The sequence below is a fragment of the Peribacillus sp. 05N428 genome (genome assembly GCF_056397085.1).
Window position 1 is genome coordinate 58,679 of the sequence record NZ_JBFTMS010000021.1, and the last position, 18,009, is coordinate 76,687.

The following is an 18,009-nucleotide window of genomic DNA, read 5'->3' on the forward strand; positions in this document are numbered from 1 at the left end:
GAATAAGGGTGGAGTGATACATGGAGAATGCAAAGTTAAGACGTTCGTTAACAGTATTTCCTTTAGTGCTATTTGGATTGGCCTATATGGCACCTACAACAGTTTTTTCTACTTATGGAGTTGTTGCGGAAATAACGAAAGGGATGGTGCCAGCTGCTTATATCATAGCTTTGGTTGGTATGTTGTTTACAGCCTATAGTTATGGTCAAATGGTCAAGGCCTACCCTGTTGCCGGTTCTGCTTATACATTTACTCAAAAGGCCCTTAATCCTCACCTTGGCTTCTTAGTGGGATGGGTCATCCTATTGGACTATTTATTTTTGCCAATGATCAATGGATTATTGATCGCCATTTACTTAAACGCGTATTTTCCATCCGTTCCTTTTTCCGTCTGGTTAATTGCCTTTGTCATTTTAATCACCGCTGTAAATATAATTGGAGTGAAAATAGCAACAAAAATAAATCTATTATTAGTTGCCTTTCAATTTTTAATAATCGTTATATTTACATTCCTCTCGATTAAAGGGGTACTTAACGGAATGGGTTCAGGAACATTATTCATGAGTTCTCCATTCGTGAATGGCGATATACCGCTATCTTTAGTATTGGCAGGATCCTCCATTTTATGTTTATCTTTTTTAGGATTTGACGCTGTTACCACATTTTCAGAGGAGACCATTAATCCTAAAAAAATGATACCAAAGGCCATTTTCCTCGTCGCATTAATAGGAGGAGGTCTGTTTGTCACCATCTCATACATCAGTCACCTTGTTTACCCAAATTTCCAAGCCTTTAAAGATCCAGATTCCGCATCCTTGGAAATTGCCATGTACATCGGGGGTCATTTATTTCAATCTATTTTTCTAGCAGGATACATTACCGGTGGGCTGGCTTCCGGTTTATCAGCTCATGCAAGTGTTTCGCGTCTTTTGTATGCCATGGGGAGAGATGGAGTTCTTCCAAAGAAAATATTTGGTCAAATTCATCCAAAATTTCAAACTCCAACACACAACATCATCTTAGTTGGTATTTTTGCTTTATCTGCTTTATTTGTTGATTTAGTGACAGCATCATCCTTTATTAACTTTGGGGCGCTTGTTGCATTTACATTTGTCAATCTCTCGGTTATTTCCCATTATTTTATTAGAGAAAAACAGCGAAACGGAATTAATGCATTGAAATACCTAATATTGCCGCTGATTGGTACGAGCTTCACAATTTGGTTATGGACCAGTCTTGATTCAAAGGCACTCTTACTCGGACTAGGGTGGTTCGGAATAGGTGTCATCATGCTGCTTTCAAATACGAAAATGTTTAGTAAGCGGCCGCCAGAGCTTTCCATTGATAGTGCGATTGAAAGAAATTAAAGCATAAAAGCTTTATGCATCAAGGAGGATAATAATGGTAAATGCAGACATCATTCTTTCTGGTCAACATGTTTTTACTGGATTACAAGATGAGCCTATACAGGCAGCTATCGCTATTAAAGATAATAAAATAATTAAAATCGGTTCTAAAGAAGATATAATGTCATTCCTTGGAGATCAAACAAAGGTGTATGACTTCGAAGAGGGGCTGATCATTCCGGGATTTCATGATTTTCATATGCACATTATGATGGGAAGCATTTTACAGAAGGATAGTGCCAAATTATTTGATGCAGCTTCAGAAGAAGATGCAGCCAAAATAGTAGCCGAATTTGCAGAAACGAGACCAAATGATGAGTGGATATTCGGTGTTGGCTGGGATCATACCAATTGGAAGAATAAAGTGCTGCCACATAGAACAACACTGGATAAATATATTTGTGATCGTCCCGTTTTATTATTCAATGCAGAAGTGCATTACGCATGGATTAATAGTAAAGCGATGGAAATGATCCAATTAACGAAGGATACCCCAAATCCGGAATATGGAGAAATTGGAAAAGATGAAAATGGGGAACTGACAGGCCTTCTATTTGAACAGGCAATTGGGTATGCATCAGAACATGCATACAAATTACCGAAAGAAAAACGTGTAAACCTATTCCAAGATTTTCTTAATGAAACAAAAAGGTTGGGAATCACATCCGTTAATGATTTATACGGAGCTAAAATTGCTCCGAATCCATTAGACGACCTTGAAATTTTTAAGGAATTTGAGAGAGAAGGGTTACTAACAACCAGAATTCACTTTTCGCCGGAGTTAAAAATGGATGTAGCTGCCGCCAAGGAATTACAAAAAAATTATCAGTCAGACAAGCTTACCTTTTCTGGATTAAAACAATTTATAGATGGTGTCGTGACTAGTCATACTGCTTTTTTATTGGATCATTACAAAGACCGTCCTGAAACAAAAGGCGGGACCACGTATCCAGCTGAAACAATTAAACAATTAGTAAAAAAGGCAGATAAGGAAAAATTTCAAATTCGTTTCCATGCTATTGGTAACGGTGCTGTCCGCTTAGCATTGGATGCATTTGAAGAAGCGAGAAACGTAAATGGGGAAAGAGATGCCAGACATGTCATTGAACATGTGGAGGTATTGCATCCAGACGATGTTCATCGCTTTAAGGAATTAAATGTAATCGCCTCATTTCAACCTAAACATATTGAATTAATGGAAAGTGAGGCATATACGGACAGAATCAGTGAAAAACAACAACCACTCTATTATCCTATCAAAACACTCGTGGATACTGGTGCAAAAATTGCCTTTGGTACAGATTTTCCTGTAGTGCCCCTAAATCCCATGATGGGCATTTATCAGGCAATCACGAGAAAAGATCTAACCGGGAAGGCGTGGCAAGAGTCGGAAGGAGTAACATTAGCACAAGCGTTAAAGTATTACACGGCTACACCGGCATTCGGGTCTTTCAGAGAAAAGGAATTAGGCACATTGGAAGCAGGGAAGATAGCGGATATCGCAGTATTAAATAAAAATTTATTTAGCATATCAACAGAGGAAATTCTTGAAACAGAAGTGAAGATGACGATCATGGATGGAAAGATCGTATATGAAAACCAGGTCATCACAACTGTATAAAATAAAAAATGATAAAAAGGAAGGTAGTGAGAAAAATGTCAAAAGTGAAAGTTGGGCTTATTCAAATTCATTGCGGAGAATTCATTGCGGAAAATATTCAAAAAACGATAGAGAAAATAAAAGAAACAGTAAATAAAGGTGCACAAATCGTTTGCTTACAGGAATTATTTTCTTCGCAATATTTTCCGCAAACGGTTAGCGTGAAAAATTATGATTTAGCAGAAGATGTAGATAGTGGTACATTGGCCGCAATGGGTGAATTAGCTAAGGAATTGGCCATTGTCTTGATTGTCCCTTTTTACGAAAGAGCAGGTGCTGGTATTTATTTTAATAGTGTAGCTGTATTTGATGCTGATGGGGAATGTTTAGGGATTACAAGAAAAAATCATATTCCGGATGGTCCCCAGTATCATGAAAAATATTATTTCGTTCCAGGCAATACTGGATATCCTGTCTATGAAACGGCTTATGGAAAAATAGGAGTTGGGATTTGCTGGGATGAGTGGTATCCAGAAGTTGCCCGAATTTTGAGCTTACAAGGTGCAGAAATATTATTCTATCCATCTGCTATTGGTTCAGAGCCAGATCATCCCGAGATATCAACAAGATCATCCTGGGAAAAGGCAATTTCCGCTCATGGCATTTCTAATGGTGTATTTGTTGCTGCGACAAATCGAGTGGGCCAGGAAAAGGACATGAATTTTTACGGCGGTTCATTCATTAGCGATACATTCGGGAATATTTTAGCTTCACTTGATGAGGAAGAAGGAATTATTGTCCAAGAAATTGATTTAAAAGAAATAGAAGAGACTAGAAAAATTCTGCAATTCTTTAGAGACCGTCGTGTCGATACATACGGCCCTATATTACAAAAAGAAATACTACCGACCCCACCCCCTTCAAAAAAGGGAACAAACAAAGCGCTGTTTAGATAGTCATTAAAAAATAATGCATGTGTTTTCTCTTGGGAGGTCCGTACCCATCAAGCTAATTCTGTTTTTTAAAAGTAGGGATTGCTGTCTTATTTTACGCTTACCACATCGTAATTAAGGCTGTGCAATCCTTCTTCTCAAAATTTGGTATACTTCGCCTGAAATTTAAACGAACGATTGTTGGTGGACACGTTGTTTATGTTCAGGCGAATACATTAGTAAAATAATAACCGTTTCTGCTAACTGCGTAACAAATTATGCAATTGAGATAATGGGGTTCAGTCGATTATAGCGGAATATATTTAAAAGAAATAGAAGGTGGGACTACCTATCATTTCTTTTTTGCTACTGAGAGCTATGCCTTAAAAGGTATAGCGTTTTTGTTAATACAAGCAGTTTTATCAAAGTTCAAAAAAAACAGGTTTATAAGTATAAAAACAAGGAAAAAAATTCTGAGGAAATAAAAATTTTAGGTGGAGTTATTAGTTTATTATAGATGACTAATAGGTGTACTTTTTTATATTTTAAGATAATTCCCAAACAGGGATTTTTTTATAGGAAGACCGCTAAAATAGTATCAAAAAAGAATCCATTAAGTGTTTTAGATTTCCCTGAAATACGTGGAGTATATATCCTTTTTCTTATTTACCCTCAAAAAGCCAAATTCCTCTTGAATTATATTGAGAGAAAGCAATATTATTTTGCTATTCTTTTTTAAGGAGGATTGTTTTATTGGGTATTTTTATCGTATTTTTGTTCTGTTTATCAATTGTTTTTTCTTTACTTCATTTGTTCCATTGTTTACCTTGGTTTCGTGAACAAAACGAAGGGATAAAACAAAATCTTGAAAAGGAAAAAGGAATTAGTATTCTAGTCCCTTGTTACAATGAACAGGGAATTATAGAAACCTCCATTAAGAGTATGAAATCCTTATCTTATTCACAGTTTGAGGTCATTTATATCAATGACGGTTCAAATGATAAGACTATGAATCTCTTTCATAAATTTCTAAAGTTAAAACCATGTTCAAAATCTGCACTTAGAAAGCTTTCCCATATGAAAGTAGAAAATTTTTATCAATCCAAACTTTATCCTAATATCTACGTTATAGATAAAAAGAATGGGGGAAAAGCTGATTCCTTAAATGCAGGTATTGAATATTCTAGCCAAAGTTTGATTGTAACATTAGATGCTGACACCATATTGACAGAACAGGCCTTATCAATTGTTAACAGCACATTTGAGGATAAGGATGTAGTTGCTGCAGGTGGTATGGTGCACGTTTTGCAAACAAAAACATCTAATCCTTTGAGAGACTTGTCTTTACTTCATACAAATATGCTAGTTCGTGTCCAAATGTTGGATTTCCTAAAAGCATTCTATATTACTAAAGTATCTCTTGCACGCTTTCGTGCATTAGCTATCATATCCGGAGCATTTGGTATTTTTACAAAACAAGCTCTTGTTGATGTAGGAGGATATCGTACAACAATAGGAGAAGATATTGATATAACACTGCGCATTCATAGGTACATATCGGGACAGAAAAAAAAGAAGATTGTTTTTGTACCGGAAGCTGTTTGTTATACAGAATTACCTGAGAACTGGAAGGATTTTATCAAGCAACGCATACGATGGCAAAAAGCATTTATTGATTGTTTTATCCATTTTAGATCCTTTTTTTGGAAAACGTTTTTCACTAAGCCGGTTTCCTTTTTCTACATAGCCGAATCTTTTCTAGTAGGGACCATCGGTACTTATGTTACGACAGGTATTTTTGTGATAAATAGTACCTTAAACCCTCCTACTTTCTCTCCTTATTATATATTTACCTATTTGTCTTACATTTTTTTATTTAGTTTAACGTATGACTTGGTGGCAATTGGTATGGGTAAGCATTACGGGTTTACGTTTCAGAAGAAAGATAGATATCGATTATTTATTACAATTATTTTTGATATATTTGTCTATCGATTTGTAACTTTGTATATTGTTATGTATGGGAGCATTGCTTATTTCTTTAACAAAGACTGGAATAAAGTTGCTCGAACAGGAAGAAATTATCAAACTGATTCAAAATCTGCAGCATAGTTTGAAATCTCGCCTGATGTTCTGTTTCAACATACTGCTTTTTTAAAATGTCAAATTAGGCATCTAAATGCCAATTATTGCGTTTATAGAAAGATTAATTTAGCAAAATTCTCGAAGACCGCCCTTTAAAGGGGGCGGTTATTTTTTTCAGCTGTAGCTTTAAATGAAGATTGTAGCTTTCGTTGTCGTAGCTTTTTCTAATGCAACTAATGGGGATTTTATTTCAATAATAGGGTTGTACTAGGGGAGCCTTTGAACTAACGGTGCAGGTTAGTTCCGTAGGAAATATATAATGAACAAGGTGAAAAGGTGAAACGATAAATGAATAAAGATTCATATTAGCGTCATAAGTGAGCCTCCAGTAGCACCGATTATCACTATAAACCAAGCAGGCAATTTCCAGTACACAAGCATACTAAATAAGATGGCAGCAAAAGCAAAGTCTATAGGAGCTGAGATGGAGCTGGTCCAAATGGGATTATAAAAAGCCGCAATCAAGATGCCTACAACTGCTGCATTTACTCCCATTAATGCCCCTTTTACTTTAGGATTACGGCGTAATGTGTCCCAAAATGGCAATGTCCCTAAAATAAGAAGAAATGCAGGTAAGAAAATAGCAATTGTTGCTAATAAGCCACCTTGCCATCCATTTATCACGGCACCTATGTACGCTGCAAACGTAAATAATGGTCCTGGTACAGCTTGTGTTGCACCATATCCAGCAAGAAATGCCTCTTTGTCTAGCCAGCCAGTAGGGACAAATTCACGTTCAAGCAATGGCAAGACTACATGTCCACCACCAAACACTAAAGAACCAGACCGATAAAAGCTATCAAACAGAGCAATCCAATTTGATGAAGTAACCTCTCGTAATATTGGAAGTAGAAACAGTAATCCGAAAAATAAAACTAAACTAACAAAACCGACACCACGCGAAATCGGAAAATGAACGTTAGATTCATAACTTTCGTCGTGTCGTTTATAAATTAGAAAACCAATAAATGCGGCCAGTATTATAATACCAACTTGCACATAGGCAGTCTGCCAAATCAAGGTCCCAACCAAGGCTATTAATGCAATTGTCTTTCTCTTTATATCTGGAGTTAAATTTTTTGACATCCCCAAAATGGCGTGTGCAACTACTGCTACAGCTACTATTTTTAATCCGTGGATCCAGCCTTCATTTGAAACATCCATTCCTTTGAAAAATGATGCTAATATTACTAACGCTATCACCGAAGGCAGTGTAAAACCAAGGAAAGCTAAAATTCCACCGAAGAAACCTCCCCGCATAACTCCGACTCCAATTCCAACCTGACTGCTAGCTGGACCAGGCAAGAATTGACACAAAGCAACTAAATCGGCATAGCTTTTTTCATCCATCCATTTTCGTCGTTTAACATACTCATCATGAAAGTAACCTAAATGTGCTATTGGCCCACCAAATGATGTTAAACCAAGCCTTGTTGAAACTAATAGTATTTCAATTAGTGACTTTAAACTTCTGTTTGTTTTGTTTTGATTCACTAAAATAGTCCTCCTATTATTTAAGTTCATAAGCTTTCTTTCCGGCTTCCATAAATATTTCCTTTTTCAGTGGTCGAATTAATAATTTTCTTATTTTCCCATCGACGTTTCGTTCCTCATTTATTAAAAGTCCATCAGATTCCATTGTGTATAAAGTACCTGAATTGACGGTTTATCCATGTCATTTTAGTTCTTAGAACATCCAAAGACCAAAGTCGATTATCTATAATGAAGTATACTATTTATAAATATTTAGTTTCTAATTCAAACAATTAATTTACACACTCTTAATATTTGCTCAACCTAACATTATTTATCAAAAAATGGAAACATTTATCGCCCTTAATGTTTAGGTAAATCCATAATGAAGTTCATTACCGGAAGCTGATCAGCAGCTTCTTTACTTTTGGAGAAAAAAAGCAGTATTTAAAAAGATGAGTTATTTAACACTTAGCGTACTACTTTTTTTAAGTGAGACGGTTAGCTAAGATCAATATGGGAAATACTAAGAGAATGAAATTCTTACCGAATTTTCAGAAAAATGCATTGACGGGAAATTAAGGTTGTTATATATTATTAATAAGTTAAATTTATTGTTATATAACAGAAGGAGGAATCTAGATGATGAACATTTATGATAAAGCTTATGAAAGTTATTTAAAGATTTGTGAAAGGTATGAAATCGAGTCGATAAACATTGACCATTTCATCAAAAATTTAACTAAAGATCAGTTGGATGAATACAGTAAATTAGCCGTTTAAACGAAAGGACGTGATTGCAAAGATGGACCTCCCGGTTGATGTAGATGTAGAAGCCAGTTAGAAACCCCACCAGTTGCTATGGGAACAGGTGGGGTTTTGTCATGTGTTTTTAGCGCTTATTTTTAATCTCGGCATGTTGCACAGATGTTGTTGGCGATTTATTCTCGCGATGACCCTCTTTATTTGTTGTTGAGCATTTTAATAGCTCGCCCGAAGACGAAGGTAACTTTCAAAATGTTCATCGTATTAATGGTCATGTTTGCGAAAGAACCCTTCTTTTGTTCGAGGACGTGTATAGGGTAAGCCGGTATGCTTAATAAGCAGCTTGTAATTGCTGGTGTTTTATAAGTTCTTCTGATCTTATAAAATCAAAGCAATAAAATATCAATTACTATTACATTACTAGTAAAAGAGAAAGGCTGTGCCATAAACTTGAGGGGGAAGGGTTAAAAATTCAGAATTTTCTTGAAAGTGGTTCATGCACATGTTAGAATTCATTTCAGGTAAGAATATTATAAATAAGATGATATTGATTTTTTGGTGAAACTGAGTTTCTTAATAAGCAACGAAAACCAATGATGAAGGGACTAAAGATTCTATCTAGGAAATAAAGTCTATGGCGACGCCTTCTTCCCTAGTACCTTAAAACAAAAAATCAGTACAATGATTGTTATACAGTTCGACATAACTAATCATTCTTTTTATACAAAATTTTTTGGTTATAGAAAGGAACAGTGTTGCTTATTAGGGAACTAGTAGTGTTGATTAAACATCTTCAGTTTTAATATTCTTCCTATCTATTAATAAGGGGGGTGAGAAAGATGATTTGAAGTGCTTCATTGGACGGGAAATAATATGTAATAAAATTAGTTTACATCACCGATAAAAGTTATGGCGATGTATGCTAATGATTTATTATGTGGAATGGAAGAAATGTAAGCGCTTGTATAAGGGTTATCAGTTGGTAATGTCCCGTGTTTTAGACTGTAACACCGTAACTAGTTTAGAAAAGGCACAACTTTACATGATGGAAATGAAATCATTCAGGAGGTTTTTGTTTAATGAACAAACAACTGCAGCTGAAAAAGAAATCTAAATGGAAAGTTCGTTATACTGTCTTATTCGTATTATGGTTATGTTGGCTGTTTTCTTTCCTGGACCGAATGGTAATCACTATTGCATTGCCATATATTGGTGAAGATCTTAATCTTACGGCAACAGCTCAAGGGTTACTGTTAAGTATTTTCTTTGCGGGGTATGCACTGTTCCAAATTCCGGGCGGGATGTTATCAGATAAATTTGGCTTTCGTCGTGTGATGAGCATTGCGATTGTTTGGTGGTCAATTTTCACATCATTGACTGGTTTTATTTTTTCTTATCCACTTATGTTACTTATTCGATTCGTTTTCGGTTTAGGTGAGGCATGTTTACCAGGTGCTGCTTATAAAGGAATAGCTAATTACTTTCCCAGTAAACAACGAGGAACAGCTACTGGAATTCAGTCAACAGTTAATACTTTAGGACCGGCTATTGCTGCTATTGCTGCTGCAGCAATTATTGGAGCATTTGGATGGCGTACCGTTTTTATCGTAATGGGTATTCCGGGCATTATACTCGGTCTGTATATCTGGTTTAAATTCAAAGATAATCCGAAAGATCATCCTAAAATGACGAAAGAAGAGCTTGCAGAATTAGAGGAAGACATTGAGAATGAAAAATCGAATGAAGAGAAGAACTCAGGAGTTTCCTTTAAGGAACTATTTAAAAAACCGATTTTATGGCAAATGGCGTTCATTTGGTTCTTCTTTGATATTACTTTCTGGGGCTTCACTTCTTGGCTTCCATCTTATCTGATAAATGTTAGAGGGCTTTCTTTAATGGATACTGGCATTTTCAGTGCCTTACCGTATTTAGTAGGTACAGTCTCCATTATTCTTGGTGGGTACTTGTCAGATAAAGTTAAAGGAAAGAGGAAATGGGTGTTTATCCCTAATGCTGTAATTAGTGGGCTGGCCTTATTATTAATGCTTCAATCTACTTCCACTGCAGTGGTCATTACGTATCAATGTGTTGCAGCATTCTTCATGTTCTTAGCTCAAGGAGCATTCTGGGGACTGGTTGTTGACACGCTTCCAGCGAAAATAATGGCTGCAGGTTCATCTACTGTTAACTGTTTCGGATCAATTGCAGGATTTATCGCCCCGTTATTAATGGGTTATATGATTGAAAGCAGCGGTGGTTCTTACAATTCAACTTTCATATTAATGATTGCAGCCATCATTGTAGCAGCAATTATTGCCCTTACGATTGGCAATAATACCGAAAAAGAAAATTCATTAAATTCAGAAACAATAGTGGAAGCCTGATTTGAATTGCCGATTTATCAGGAAGTAAATGGATTCACTTATCTTTGTTGAGAATGTTTTTTTACATGGTAATAGCATTATATTCAGAAAGCGCTTGTTGATAAGAGAGGCTGTCAGATGCCGAATCCTCGTACATAGAAATGCAGACGCTTTTTTTCAGATAGTGGGTAAGAAAGAGGAAAAAAAAAATGTTGAAATTTTCAGAAAAGTAATTAAAATTAAAAGAGAACGATGTTGCTTATTAGGTAACAGAAAGGGCATGAAGGAACGAAATAAGTTAAATCATCTTTAAGGGAGTTTGAATGAATGAAAGTAAATTTAAAACCAAACAATGTTAGTTCATTAACTAGGGTACTTGCAGTAGCTACGCAAAATCAATTTGCTGTCGGTTCGTTTACCCCAAGAGCTACAAAGATGATAGCTCCTATACTTAGAGGAGCACAAGAAAAGAAATCTGCGGTTATTGTTCAAACTTCTGAGAGGGAGCAGGAACGATATGGAATTAATTTAGCGGAATTTAGCCGAGAGTTTTATCGTGTGATCCAAGAGGAGAATATTACGATCCCTGCTGTGTTACATTTAGATCATACGAAGGATTTCAATGTAATTGCAGAAGCCATCGAAGTTGGTTTTACATCCGTTATGATTGATGCATCAGAGCAACCATTTAAGAAAAATGTTGAGATAACAAAAAAGGTTGTTGAGTATGCACATTCAAAAGGCGTAACTGTAGAAGCTGAATTAGGCAAGATAGGGACAACCGACTTTATTGAAACCGACGTTGATGAAGAGCTATTTACAGAGCCTGAAGAAGCAAAGCAGTTTGTTGAAGAGACCTGTATTGATGCATTAGCGGTATCTGTCGGAACTTCACATGGGGTTTATCTCGTTAAAGATCCAAAAATTGATATTGAACGTTTAATGGAAATTCGTGCATTAACATCTGTACCTTTAGTGTTACATGGCGGCTCAGGCACTCCTTCAGAGATGATAAAGAATGCAATTCAAATTCCTAATGGTGGAATCAGTAAAGTGAATATTGCAACAGATTTAGAACATATGATGATAAAAACTCTTAATCGAGAAATTCATGTTACAGAAAAAGAGTGGTCGGAACTACCGACTGAAACATTGACTTTAGTCCAAGAAGCAGTTCAGAACGTAGTACAAGAAAAAATTGAAAACTTTTTAATAAGTAGTGATAGCGCTTCTTACTATGTTTAAGAAGTAATATGATACCAACCTTTGAACAGTACCCCATATTTTAGACACATGGATAAACCCTTTAACCACATAATTTATGGCTATACTGCTTATCGTTGAAGATAACTTTTTTTAGAAGAATTGCTAAGGTAATAGGAGGAAAAATAATATGTCTATAGAAAGATCAAGTATAGTAACATTTGCTGGCAATCCAGTTACGTTGATTGGGAGTGAAATTCGTGTTGGGGATAAAGCGCCAAATTTTGAAGTGTTAGCAAACGATCTCTCAAAAGTTACACTTGAAGATTCAAAAGGGAAAGTCCGCCTTATCTCATGTGTTCCCTCTCTTGATACAGGAGTATGTGACGCACAAACACGGCAATTTAACCAATTAGCTAGCAATCTAGGAAATGATGTAGAAGTGTTAACAATTAGTGTAGATCTTCCATTTGCACAAAAAAGATGGTGTGGAGCAGCAGGAATAGAACAAGCCCAAACCCTTTCAGATCATTTTAAGATGTCATTTGGAACAGCTTATGGCACATATATAAAGGAACATCGTTTAGAATGCCGTGCAGTATTCGTTGTAGATGAAAATGATGTCGTACAGTATGTTGAATACGTTCCGGAAATTACGGAACATCCGAACTATGAAGCAGCTATAAAAGCAATTAAGTCATTTATAAAAGTTGAAAAGTGATATAAGTAAGCAATATACTCATGATTTAAAGAACGCATATTGTTTTTCATTAATCCTAAGAAGTAAAATGTTACTGCATTAAAATCTTTTTTTCTCAGTAGAAAGGCTGCCTTACACATACACAAGGTCAGCCTCTTCTCCTATATGTAATAATGGGGTGGTGAGGTGGGGAGATAGTAATATTCTGAATTTTACAACTTTTCGTTGAAAAACTAAATTAGTGGTGATAGTATAAAAAAGTGTAATATAGAATAAAATGTTATATTTTACTAATTGATTGAAACGGTGTTGCTTATTGAGGGGCAGGAAGAGTAACTAGATCTTTTGAGTTTTGGCAATGTTCTTTGAAAACAGACAGATTGAAGCATTTTAAACAACTTAATTTAAATGATCAGGTTTATAAAATTTAGTACAATCATCCAGTTCAAATTTTTTTACTCAGTATTGTATACAATACTGCATTCAATTTTGAATTCTTCATTGAGGGGAGGTATAAAGTGTTGAATAGTTTAGAAATGGATATCTATAAAAAAATCAAGCAAGCTATTATCCAGCAAAAGCTTCGGCCAAATATGCAACTCATAGAAAAGGATCTTGCTGAATCGTTTGGCGTAAGCCGTACCCCTGTTCGAAATGTTCTGCGCAGATTGGAATATGAAAAATTAGTGAAAATTAAAGAGCATAAAGGTACCTTTGTCTCCTGTTCAACAATTGAAGAAGCAAAAGAAGTATTTGAAATGAGGAGAATCTTAGAAGGGGAAGCAGTGCGAAGAGCATGCAGCCTCTATAACGAGCAACAATTAAAAGAACTAGAGACTCTGGTAGAAGAGGAACGACATATTTATGGTAGTCTGGATTTTTATGAATCTTTAAAAATATCTGGGGATTTTCATTTGAAAATAGCTGAAATCGCAGGGAATTCGTATTTTTATCAATATCTGGAAGACTTAATTTCCCTAACTTATGTGATTATAGCAATATATGGAAGAGGTAAAATGGAAACATGTGGTTCTCACGATCATTTGCAAATTTTTAATGCCATTAAGCAAAGGGATGGTGATCTTGCAGAACGCTTATCTCTCATTCATCTTAGTGAAATTGAGTCGAACCTGCATTTTAATGAGGAATTACAGATCTCTTCTTCCTTGTCAGATATATTTCTTTAATTGTAATTTGATATACAGTTATTGAAAGCGCTTACCATAGGGTTTTTAAGGAGGTGATACAGTCTCGAAAGCATTTTCAAATTTAAAGTGTTGTGATGTGTTTTTTTACATTTTTAAAGAAACGCCGTTGCTTAATGCGCGACGATACATCGGGTGATAATGGAAAATAGTTTTACAAAACAAATTCGCATTTTAAATCCCTGTGAATGATGAACAGAAAAGACCACTTAGAAGGGAAGTTTGTATCATATCAAAGCCTTGGCAAACATCTAAGACCTAACTTGTTAACCAATGCATTAAAATGCGGCAAACAATAAAAAAGGGGTTGGATGTATCATGTCTACAAATTTAGAAAATTACGTTCCACAAGAAACGCAGATCCAACATGATACGGGTGTGGATGAATCACTTAATCCGAAAACCGAGGAAGGTAGGACGGTAAGTCCGGTAGACTATATTTTCATGTGGGTTGGTGACGGTGTTAATCTAGGTAATATGACGCTTGGAGCCAGTATGATTGTAGCGGGAATCGCTACGTTAAACATCTTTCAGACATTTACCGCAGCTATCATGGCAATTGGTATCATATCAACTGTTTTTGCTTTAAATGACAGGCTCGGGTACAGAACGGGAATCCCATATGTTGTACAGCTTAGAATGTCCTTTGGGCTGAAAGGTTCCGTAATATCATCACTGATGCGCGGTATTCCAGCCATCGTTTGGTACGGTTTTCAAAGTTGGATTGGCGGTACTGCCTTAAATGAAATTGCGAAGATTATGACGGGCGGCGCCTTTGATAATGTTGCCATTTGCTTTGTCGTGCTGCAATTGGTGCAAATTGGGCTTTCGCTGTATGGATTCCATGCCATTAAATGGGTGGAAACGCTTGCGTCTATTGTTATTGTACTTGCGCTTCTCTATGTATTTAGCGTTCTACTTACCTCCTATAGCGATGTTATTGCAGAAAAATGGGTTCATGCAGAAGGATCATGGGGCTTACCTTTCTTTGCATTGATCATGATGTTTATGGGAAATTATGCGGCTATCTTTTTAAGTGCAGCGGACTATTCAAGAGAGCTAAAAACCGGTATTAGCGACAAAAAACGCGGGTTTTTGTACTTTCTTCCTATTTTAACAGCGTACGGCTTGACACTTACAATCGGTGGAATGCTTGCTTCCGCAACCGGCATCAACAATCCTGTGAAAGCATTTGCGGTCGTGGTGGATAACTCGTATATTACCCTCTTTGTATCCGCATTCATTGTTTTGGGTGCGGTGGCAGTAAACATGGTTGCCAATATTATTCCGCCAACCTATGTTATTACATTGCTTACAAAAATGAAATATAAACCTGCAGTTACCATAACCGGACTGCTTGCATTTTGTTCATTCCCTTGGGTTCTTGTGCAGGATTCTTCGGCAAAGGGTCTTGGAATCTTCATTCTTATATATTCCGCATTTTTAGGACCGATTGTTTCTATATTATTAGTCGAATATTATATATTAAGAAAGCAAAAGGTGAATGTTGCAGATTTGTATAAGGAAGACGGTCCATTTGCCGGGTATAATCCAGCAGCGGTGCTTGCATTGCTAATCGGCGCCGGTGCAGCCTGTTTGAAAGTGGAGCTGGCATGGATTATCGGCGTTGTTGTGGGAGGCAGTGCATATTTGCTTTTGATGAAATTTGCATTTAAAGATTCAAAATTCAAAAAGGGTACAATTTTTGAAAAGTAGACTTGTATTTCTATGTTTCCGGGGGCTATTCTCTCTGTCTATTTATCATGGATTGATGCAATCTGAGGAGGAAATGAACAAGGCAATTGTATAATGTAAATATACTGAAAATTGAAAAAAGGGGGTTGGGAGAATGAAGTTTGATTTAATTATAAAGAACGGAAATGTAGTAATTGAAAATACAGTAGAACAACTAGATATCGGTATACTTCATGGTAAGATTGCAGAAATTTCAAAAGAAATAACCGGAGAATCTGCTGAAATCATAGATGCTGCTCATCAATATGTCATGCCTGGGATGATAGATGCCCATGTCCATATTTGCGAGCCAGGCAGAACCGAGTGGGAAGGGTTTATAACAGGAACTCAAGCACTGGCTGCAGGAGGGACAACATCATTTGTAGATATGCCATTAAACGCTTTGCCGGCAACGACTACAAAGAGTTCACTGCATTTAAAATTAAGATCTGCTGAAAATAAGGCGTATGTTGATTATGCTTTGTATGGTGGATTAGTTCCTGATAATCTCCAAGATTTAGAGGACCTTTCTAACGAAGGCGTTGTGGCCTTCAAATGTTTTATGGCAACATGTGGCAGTGAGGAAATTGGAGATTTTAAAAATGTTGATGATTATACTCTATATCAAGGTATGAAAAAACTATCGGAATTGGGGCATATTTTATCTATACATGCTGAGAATGCAGAGCTTACTGATATACTGGCAATTGAAAAGAAAAAACAAGGGCAGACAACAGCAAGAGATTATGTAGAGTCCCGCCCCATTTTTACTGAGGTTGATGCTGTAAAACGTGCTTTGTTATTGGGGAAAGAGACTGGATGCAAATTACATTTTGTTCATATTAGCAGTGAAGAGGCTGTTGAAGAAATCCTTAAAGCACGTAAACTAGGCCAAGAGGTTACGATAGAATCGTGTCCTCACTATTTCACGTTGGATATGGAAACCTTTGAAAGGATAGGACCAGTTGCGAAATGCGCCCCACCGCTTCGTACTAAAACAGAACAAGATAAATTATGGGAAGCTCTTAAGGAAGGGAAAATTGATATCCTGGCCTCAGACCATTCCCCATGTCCTCCAGAAATGAAGCAGAGCAACACGAATAATATGTTTGATGTGTGGGGAGGGATTAGTGGCTGCCAAAATAATGTTGATTTAATGTTTGACGAGGCTGTTAAGAAACGTGGGGTTTCTGTAAGTGATTTTTCAAAGATGATTGCGACAAAACCTGCAGAAATATTCAACTTAAGAAATAAAGGAAGCATTAAAGTTTCCTATGACGCTGATATCATTCTTCTTGATCCAAATAAATCATACACCATTCAGCCAGAAGATTTGTATTACCGTCATCAACATAGCCCTTATGTTGGAAGAAAGATTAACTGTCGAGTGACGAAAACGTTTGTAAGAGGACAACTAGTATTTGATTTTGAGAAAGGGATTGTAAGTCATCCAATTGGGAAGTTCATTTCGGCAAAAAATAGTTTCGTACAAGCATAAAGTTATGTAAAGAAGGTTGACCCAAAAGGGCACTTTAGTTGCCCTTAATGGCGTCATACCTTCTTTTTTGGTTTATTTTTTGACTGGTATTATGTCTGGGTATTGCTCTTGTGGTAAAATAAAGAAACAGGATCAGTAATATAGGATTTAATCGGAGGTTAATATAAATGGTTAAGTCAGTAGATAGGGCATTAACAATTATTTCATTAGTGAGCAAGCGTAAAGAAGGGATTGGGGTTACTGAGCTGGCCTCCAACCTAGATTTAAATAAAAGCTCTATATTCAGATTATTAAGTACTCTTGTAGATCATGGATTCATCGAACAAAATCCTGAAACTAAAAAATATAGATTAGGCTATAAATATTTAGAATTAAGTTCGATGCTGCTTGAATCTATTGACTTGAGAACTCAAGCTAAACCATTTCTGGAAGAGTTAGAATCACATATTAATGAAGTGATCCACTTGACCGTATATGATCAAGGAGAGGTAATCTATATTGAAAAACTTGAGGGAAGTGAAACCCTTAGAACACATTCACAAGTAGGGAGACGTGCCCCAATGCATTGTACGGCAGTTGGGAAGGTAATCTTGGCCCATCTGCCATTAAATGAGATCGTAGATATAATTGACAAGCATGGTTTACCAAAACATACTGAACAAACGATTACCGATAAAGAATCCTTTTTTAAAGAATTGGGAAAAATAAGGAACGAAGGTATTGGTAGGGAAATTGAAGAAAATGAACAAGGAATCACCTGTATTGCAGCGCCAATTTTTGATAATCGGAAGAAAATTACCGCTGCTGTTAGTATATCAGGACCAAGCATCCGAATGACTGAAGAAAGATTAACTGAAATTAAACCAATTATAATGGATATTGGTAAAAAGATTTCCAAGAGGCTTGGTTATACAGATAATTAAATTAATGTGAAAAAGAATTGGTATAAGACCAATTCTTTTTTTGTGGAAATTTATTGAATCAA

General features: G+C 36.2%; 13 protein-coding genes and 1 pseudogene. 12 read left to right on the forward strand and 2 right to left on the reverse strand.

Going from position 1 to position 18,009, the window contains the following annotated elements:
* Positions 1-20 precede the first annotated feature (20 nt).
* The 4 genes from AC1DIV_RS18635 to AC1DIV_RS18650 all read left to right on the forward strand — a co-directional run bounded on the left by AC1DIV_RS18635 (position 21) and on the right by AC1DIV_RS18650 (position 6,050).
* Positions 21-1,367, forward strand: coding sequence for an APC family permease (locus AC1DIV_RS18635; protein WP_340874966.1), 1,347 nt, complete (start codon positions 21-23; stop codon positions 1,365-1,367).
* A gap of 34 nt (positions 1,368-1,401) precedes the next feature.
* Entirely contained in the window at positions 1,402-3,027 is a 1,626-nt protein-coding gene (locus AC1DIV_RS18640; protein WP_340874968.1) for an amidohydrolase, read from the forward strand.
* Between the two features lie 35 nt (positions 3,028-3,062).
* Positions 3,063-3,962 carry a carbon-nitrogen hydrolase gene (locus tag AC1DIV_RS18645; protein WP_340874971.1) on the forward strand — a complete coding sequence of 300 codons (900 nt, stop codon included), beginning with the start codon at positions 3,063-3,065 and terminating at the stop codon, positions 3,960-3,962.
* Between the two features lie 729 nt (positions 3,963-4,691).
* A complete protein-coding gene (locus tag AC1DIV_RS18650; RefSeq protein ID WP_063596761.1) occupies positions 4,692-6,050 on the forward strand; it encodes a glycosyltransferase family 2 protein in 1,359 nt (452 codons plus the stop codon).
* A gap of 333 nt (positions 6,051-6,383) precedes the next feature.
* Here AC1DIV_RS18650 and AC1DIV_RS18655 read toward each other — a convergent pair whose 3' ends face one another.
* Entirely contained in the window at positions 6,384-7,607 is a 1,224-nt protein-coding gene (locus AC1DIV_RS18655) for a chromate transporter (protein ID WP_445670110.1), read from the reverse strand.
* A gap of 591 nt (positions 7,608-8,198) precedes the next feature.
* Here AC1DIV_RS18655 and AC1DIV_RS18660 point away from each other — a divergent pair.
* Complete coding sequence (locus AC1DIV_RS18660; RefSeq protein ID WP_153246179.1) at positions 8,199-8,339, forward strand: hypothetical protein; 141 nt, start codon at positions 8,199-8,201, stop codon at positions 8,337-8,339.
* A 154-nt stretch (positions 8,340-8,493) separates the two neighbouring features.
* Here AC1DIV_RS18660 and AC1DIV_RS18665 read toward each other — a convergent pair.
* Positions 8,494-8,686: pseudogene (locus AC1DIV_RS18665) on the reverse strand (IS5/IS1182 family transposase); the annotation flags it as partial.
* Positions 8,687-9,400: 714 nt separating this feature from the next.
* Here AC1DIV_RS18665 and AC1DIV_RS18670 point away from each other — a divergent pair.
* From AC1DIV_RS18670 to AC1DIV_RS18700, 7 genes are all read left to right on the forward strand, one after another.
* Positions 9,401-10,705: an MFS transporter gene (locus AC1DIV_RS18670; RefSeq protein WP_323597852.1), complete on the forward strand. Its 1,305-nt coding sequence runs from the start codon at positions 9,401-9,403 to the stop codon at positions 10,703-10,705.
* Between the two features lie 306 nt (positions 10,706-11,011).
* Positions 11,012-11,929, forward strand: a complete 918-nt coding sequence (locus tag AC1DIV_RS18675) for a class II fructose-bisphosphate aldolase (RefSeq protein ID WP_477577158.1) — start codon at positions 11,012-11,014, stop codon at positions 11,927-11,929.
* A gap of 148 nt (positions 11,930-12,077) precedes the next feature.
* A complete protein-coding gene (gene tpx / locus AC1DIV_RS18680; RefSeq protein WP_477577160.1) occupies positions 12,078-12,608 on the forward strand; it encodes a thiol peroxidase in 531 nt (176 codons plus the stop codon).
* 500 nt (positions 12,609-13,108) lie between these two features.
* Positions 13,109-13,774: a GntR family transcriptional regulator gene (locus AC1DIV_RS18685; protein WP_323597855.1), complete on the forward strand. Its 666-nt coding sequence runs from the start codon at positions 13,109-13,111 to the stop codon at positions 13,772-13,774.
* Positions 13,775-14,110: 336 nt separating this feature from the next.
* Positions 14,111-15,508 (forward strand): NCS1 family transporter, encoded by a 1,398-nt coding sequence (locus tag AC1DIV_RS18690; RefSeq protein WP_477577162.1) that lies wholly within the window; start codon positions 14,111-14,113, stop codon positions 15,506-15,508.
* A 133-nt stretch (positions 15,509-15,641) separates the two neighbouring features.
* A complete protein-coding gene (gene allB, locus AC1DIV_RS18695) occupies positions 15,642-17,024 on the forward strand; it encodes an allantoinase AllB (protein ID WP_477577164.1) in 1,383 nt (460 codons plus the stop codon).
* A 167-nt stretch (positions 17,025-17,191) separates the two neighbouring features.
* Complete coding sequence (locus AC1DIV_RS18700; protein ID WP_053533978.1) at positions 17,192-17,947, forward strand: IclR family transcriptional regulator; 756 nt, start codon at positions 17,192-17,194, stop codon at positions 17,945-17,947.
* Positions 17,948-18,009 lie beyond the last annotated feature (62 nt).

What these genes read in the sequence shown, in the direction of transcription:
- AC1DIV_RS18635 (WP_340874966.1), top strand. Translation starts at nt 21, where the DNA reads ATGGAGAATGCAAAGTTAAGACGTTCGTTAACAGTATTTCCTTTAGTG.
- AC1DIV_RS18640 (WP_340874968.1), top strand. Translation starts at nt 1,402, where the DNA reads ATGGTAAATGCAGACATCATTCTTTCTGGTCAACATGTTTTTACTGGA.
- AC1DIV_RS18645 (WP_340874971.1), top strand. Translation starts at nt 3,063, where the DNA reads ATGTCAAAAGTGAAAGTTGGGCTTATTCAAATTCATTGCGGAGAATTC.
- AC1DIV_RS18655 (WP_445670110.1), bottom strand. Translation starts at nt 7,607, where the DNA reads ATGAACTTAAATAATAGGAGGACTATTTTAGTGAATCAAAACAAAACA.
- AC1DIV_RS18660 (WP_153246179.1), top strand. Translation starts at nt 8,199, where the DNA reads ATGATGAACATTTATGATAAAGCTTATGAAAGTTATTTAAAGATTTGT.
- AC1DIV_RS18670 (WP_323597852.1), top strand. Translation starts at nt 9,401, where the DNA reads ATGAACAAACAACTGCAGCTGAAAAAGAAATCTAAATGGAAAGTTCGT.
- AC1DIV_RS18675 (WP_477577158.1), top strand. Translation starts at nt 11,012, where the DNA reads ATGAAAGTAAATTTAAAACCAAACAATGTTAGTTCATTAACTAGGGTA.
- tpx (WP_477577160.1), top strand. Translation starts at nt 12,078, where the DNA reads ATGTCTATAGAAAGATCAAGTATAGTAACATTTGCTGGCAATCCAGTT.
- AC1DIV_RS18690 (WP_477577162.1), top strand. Translation starts at nt 14,111, where the DNA reads ATGTCTACAAATTTAGAAAATTACGTTCCACAAGAAACGCAGATCCAA.
- allB (WP_477577164.1), top strand. Translation starts at nt 15,642, where the DNA reads ATGAAGTTTGATTTAATTATAAAGAACGGAAATGTAGTAATTGAAAAT.
- AC1DIV_RS18700 (WP_053533978.1), top strand. Translation starts at nt 17,192, where the DNA reads ATGGTTAAGTCAGTAGATAGGGCATTAACAATTATTTCATTAGTGAGC.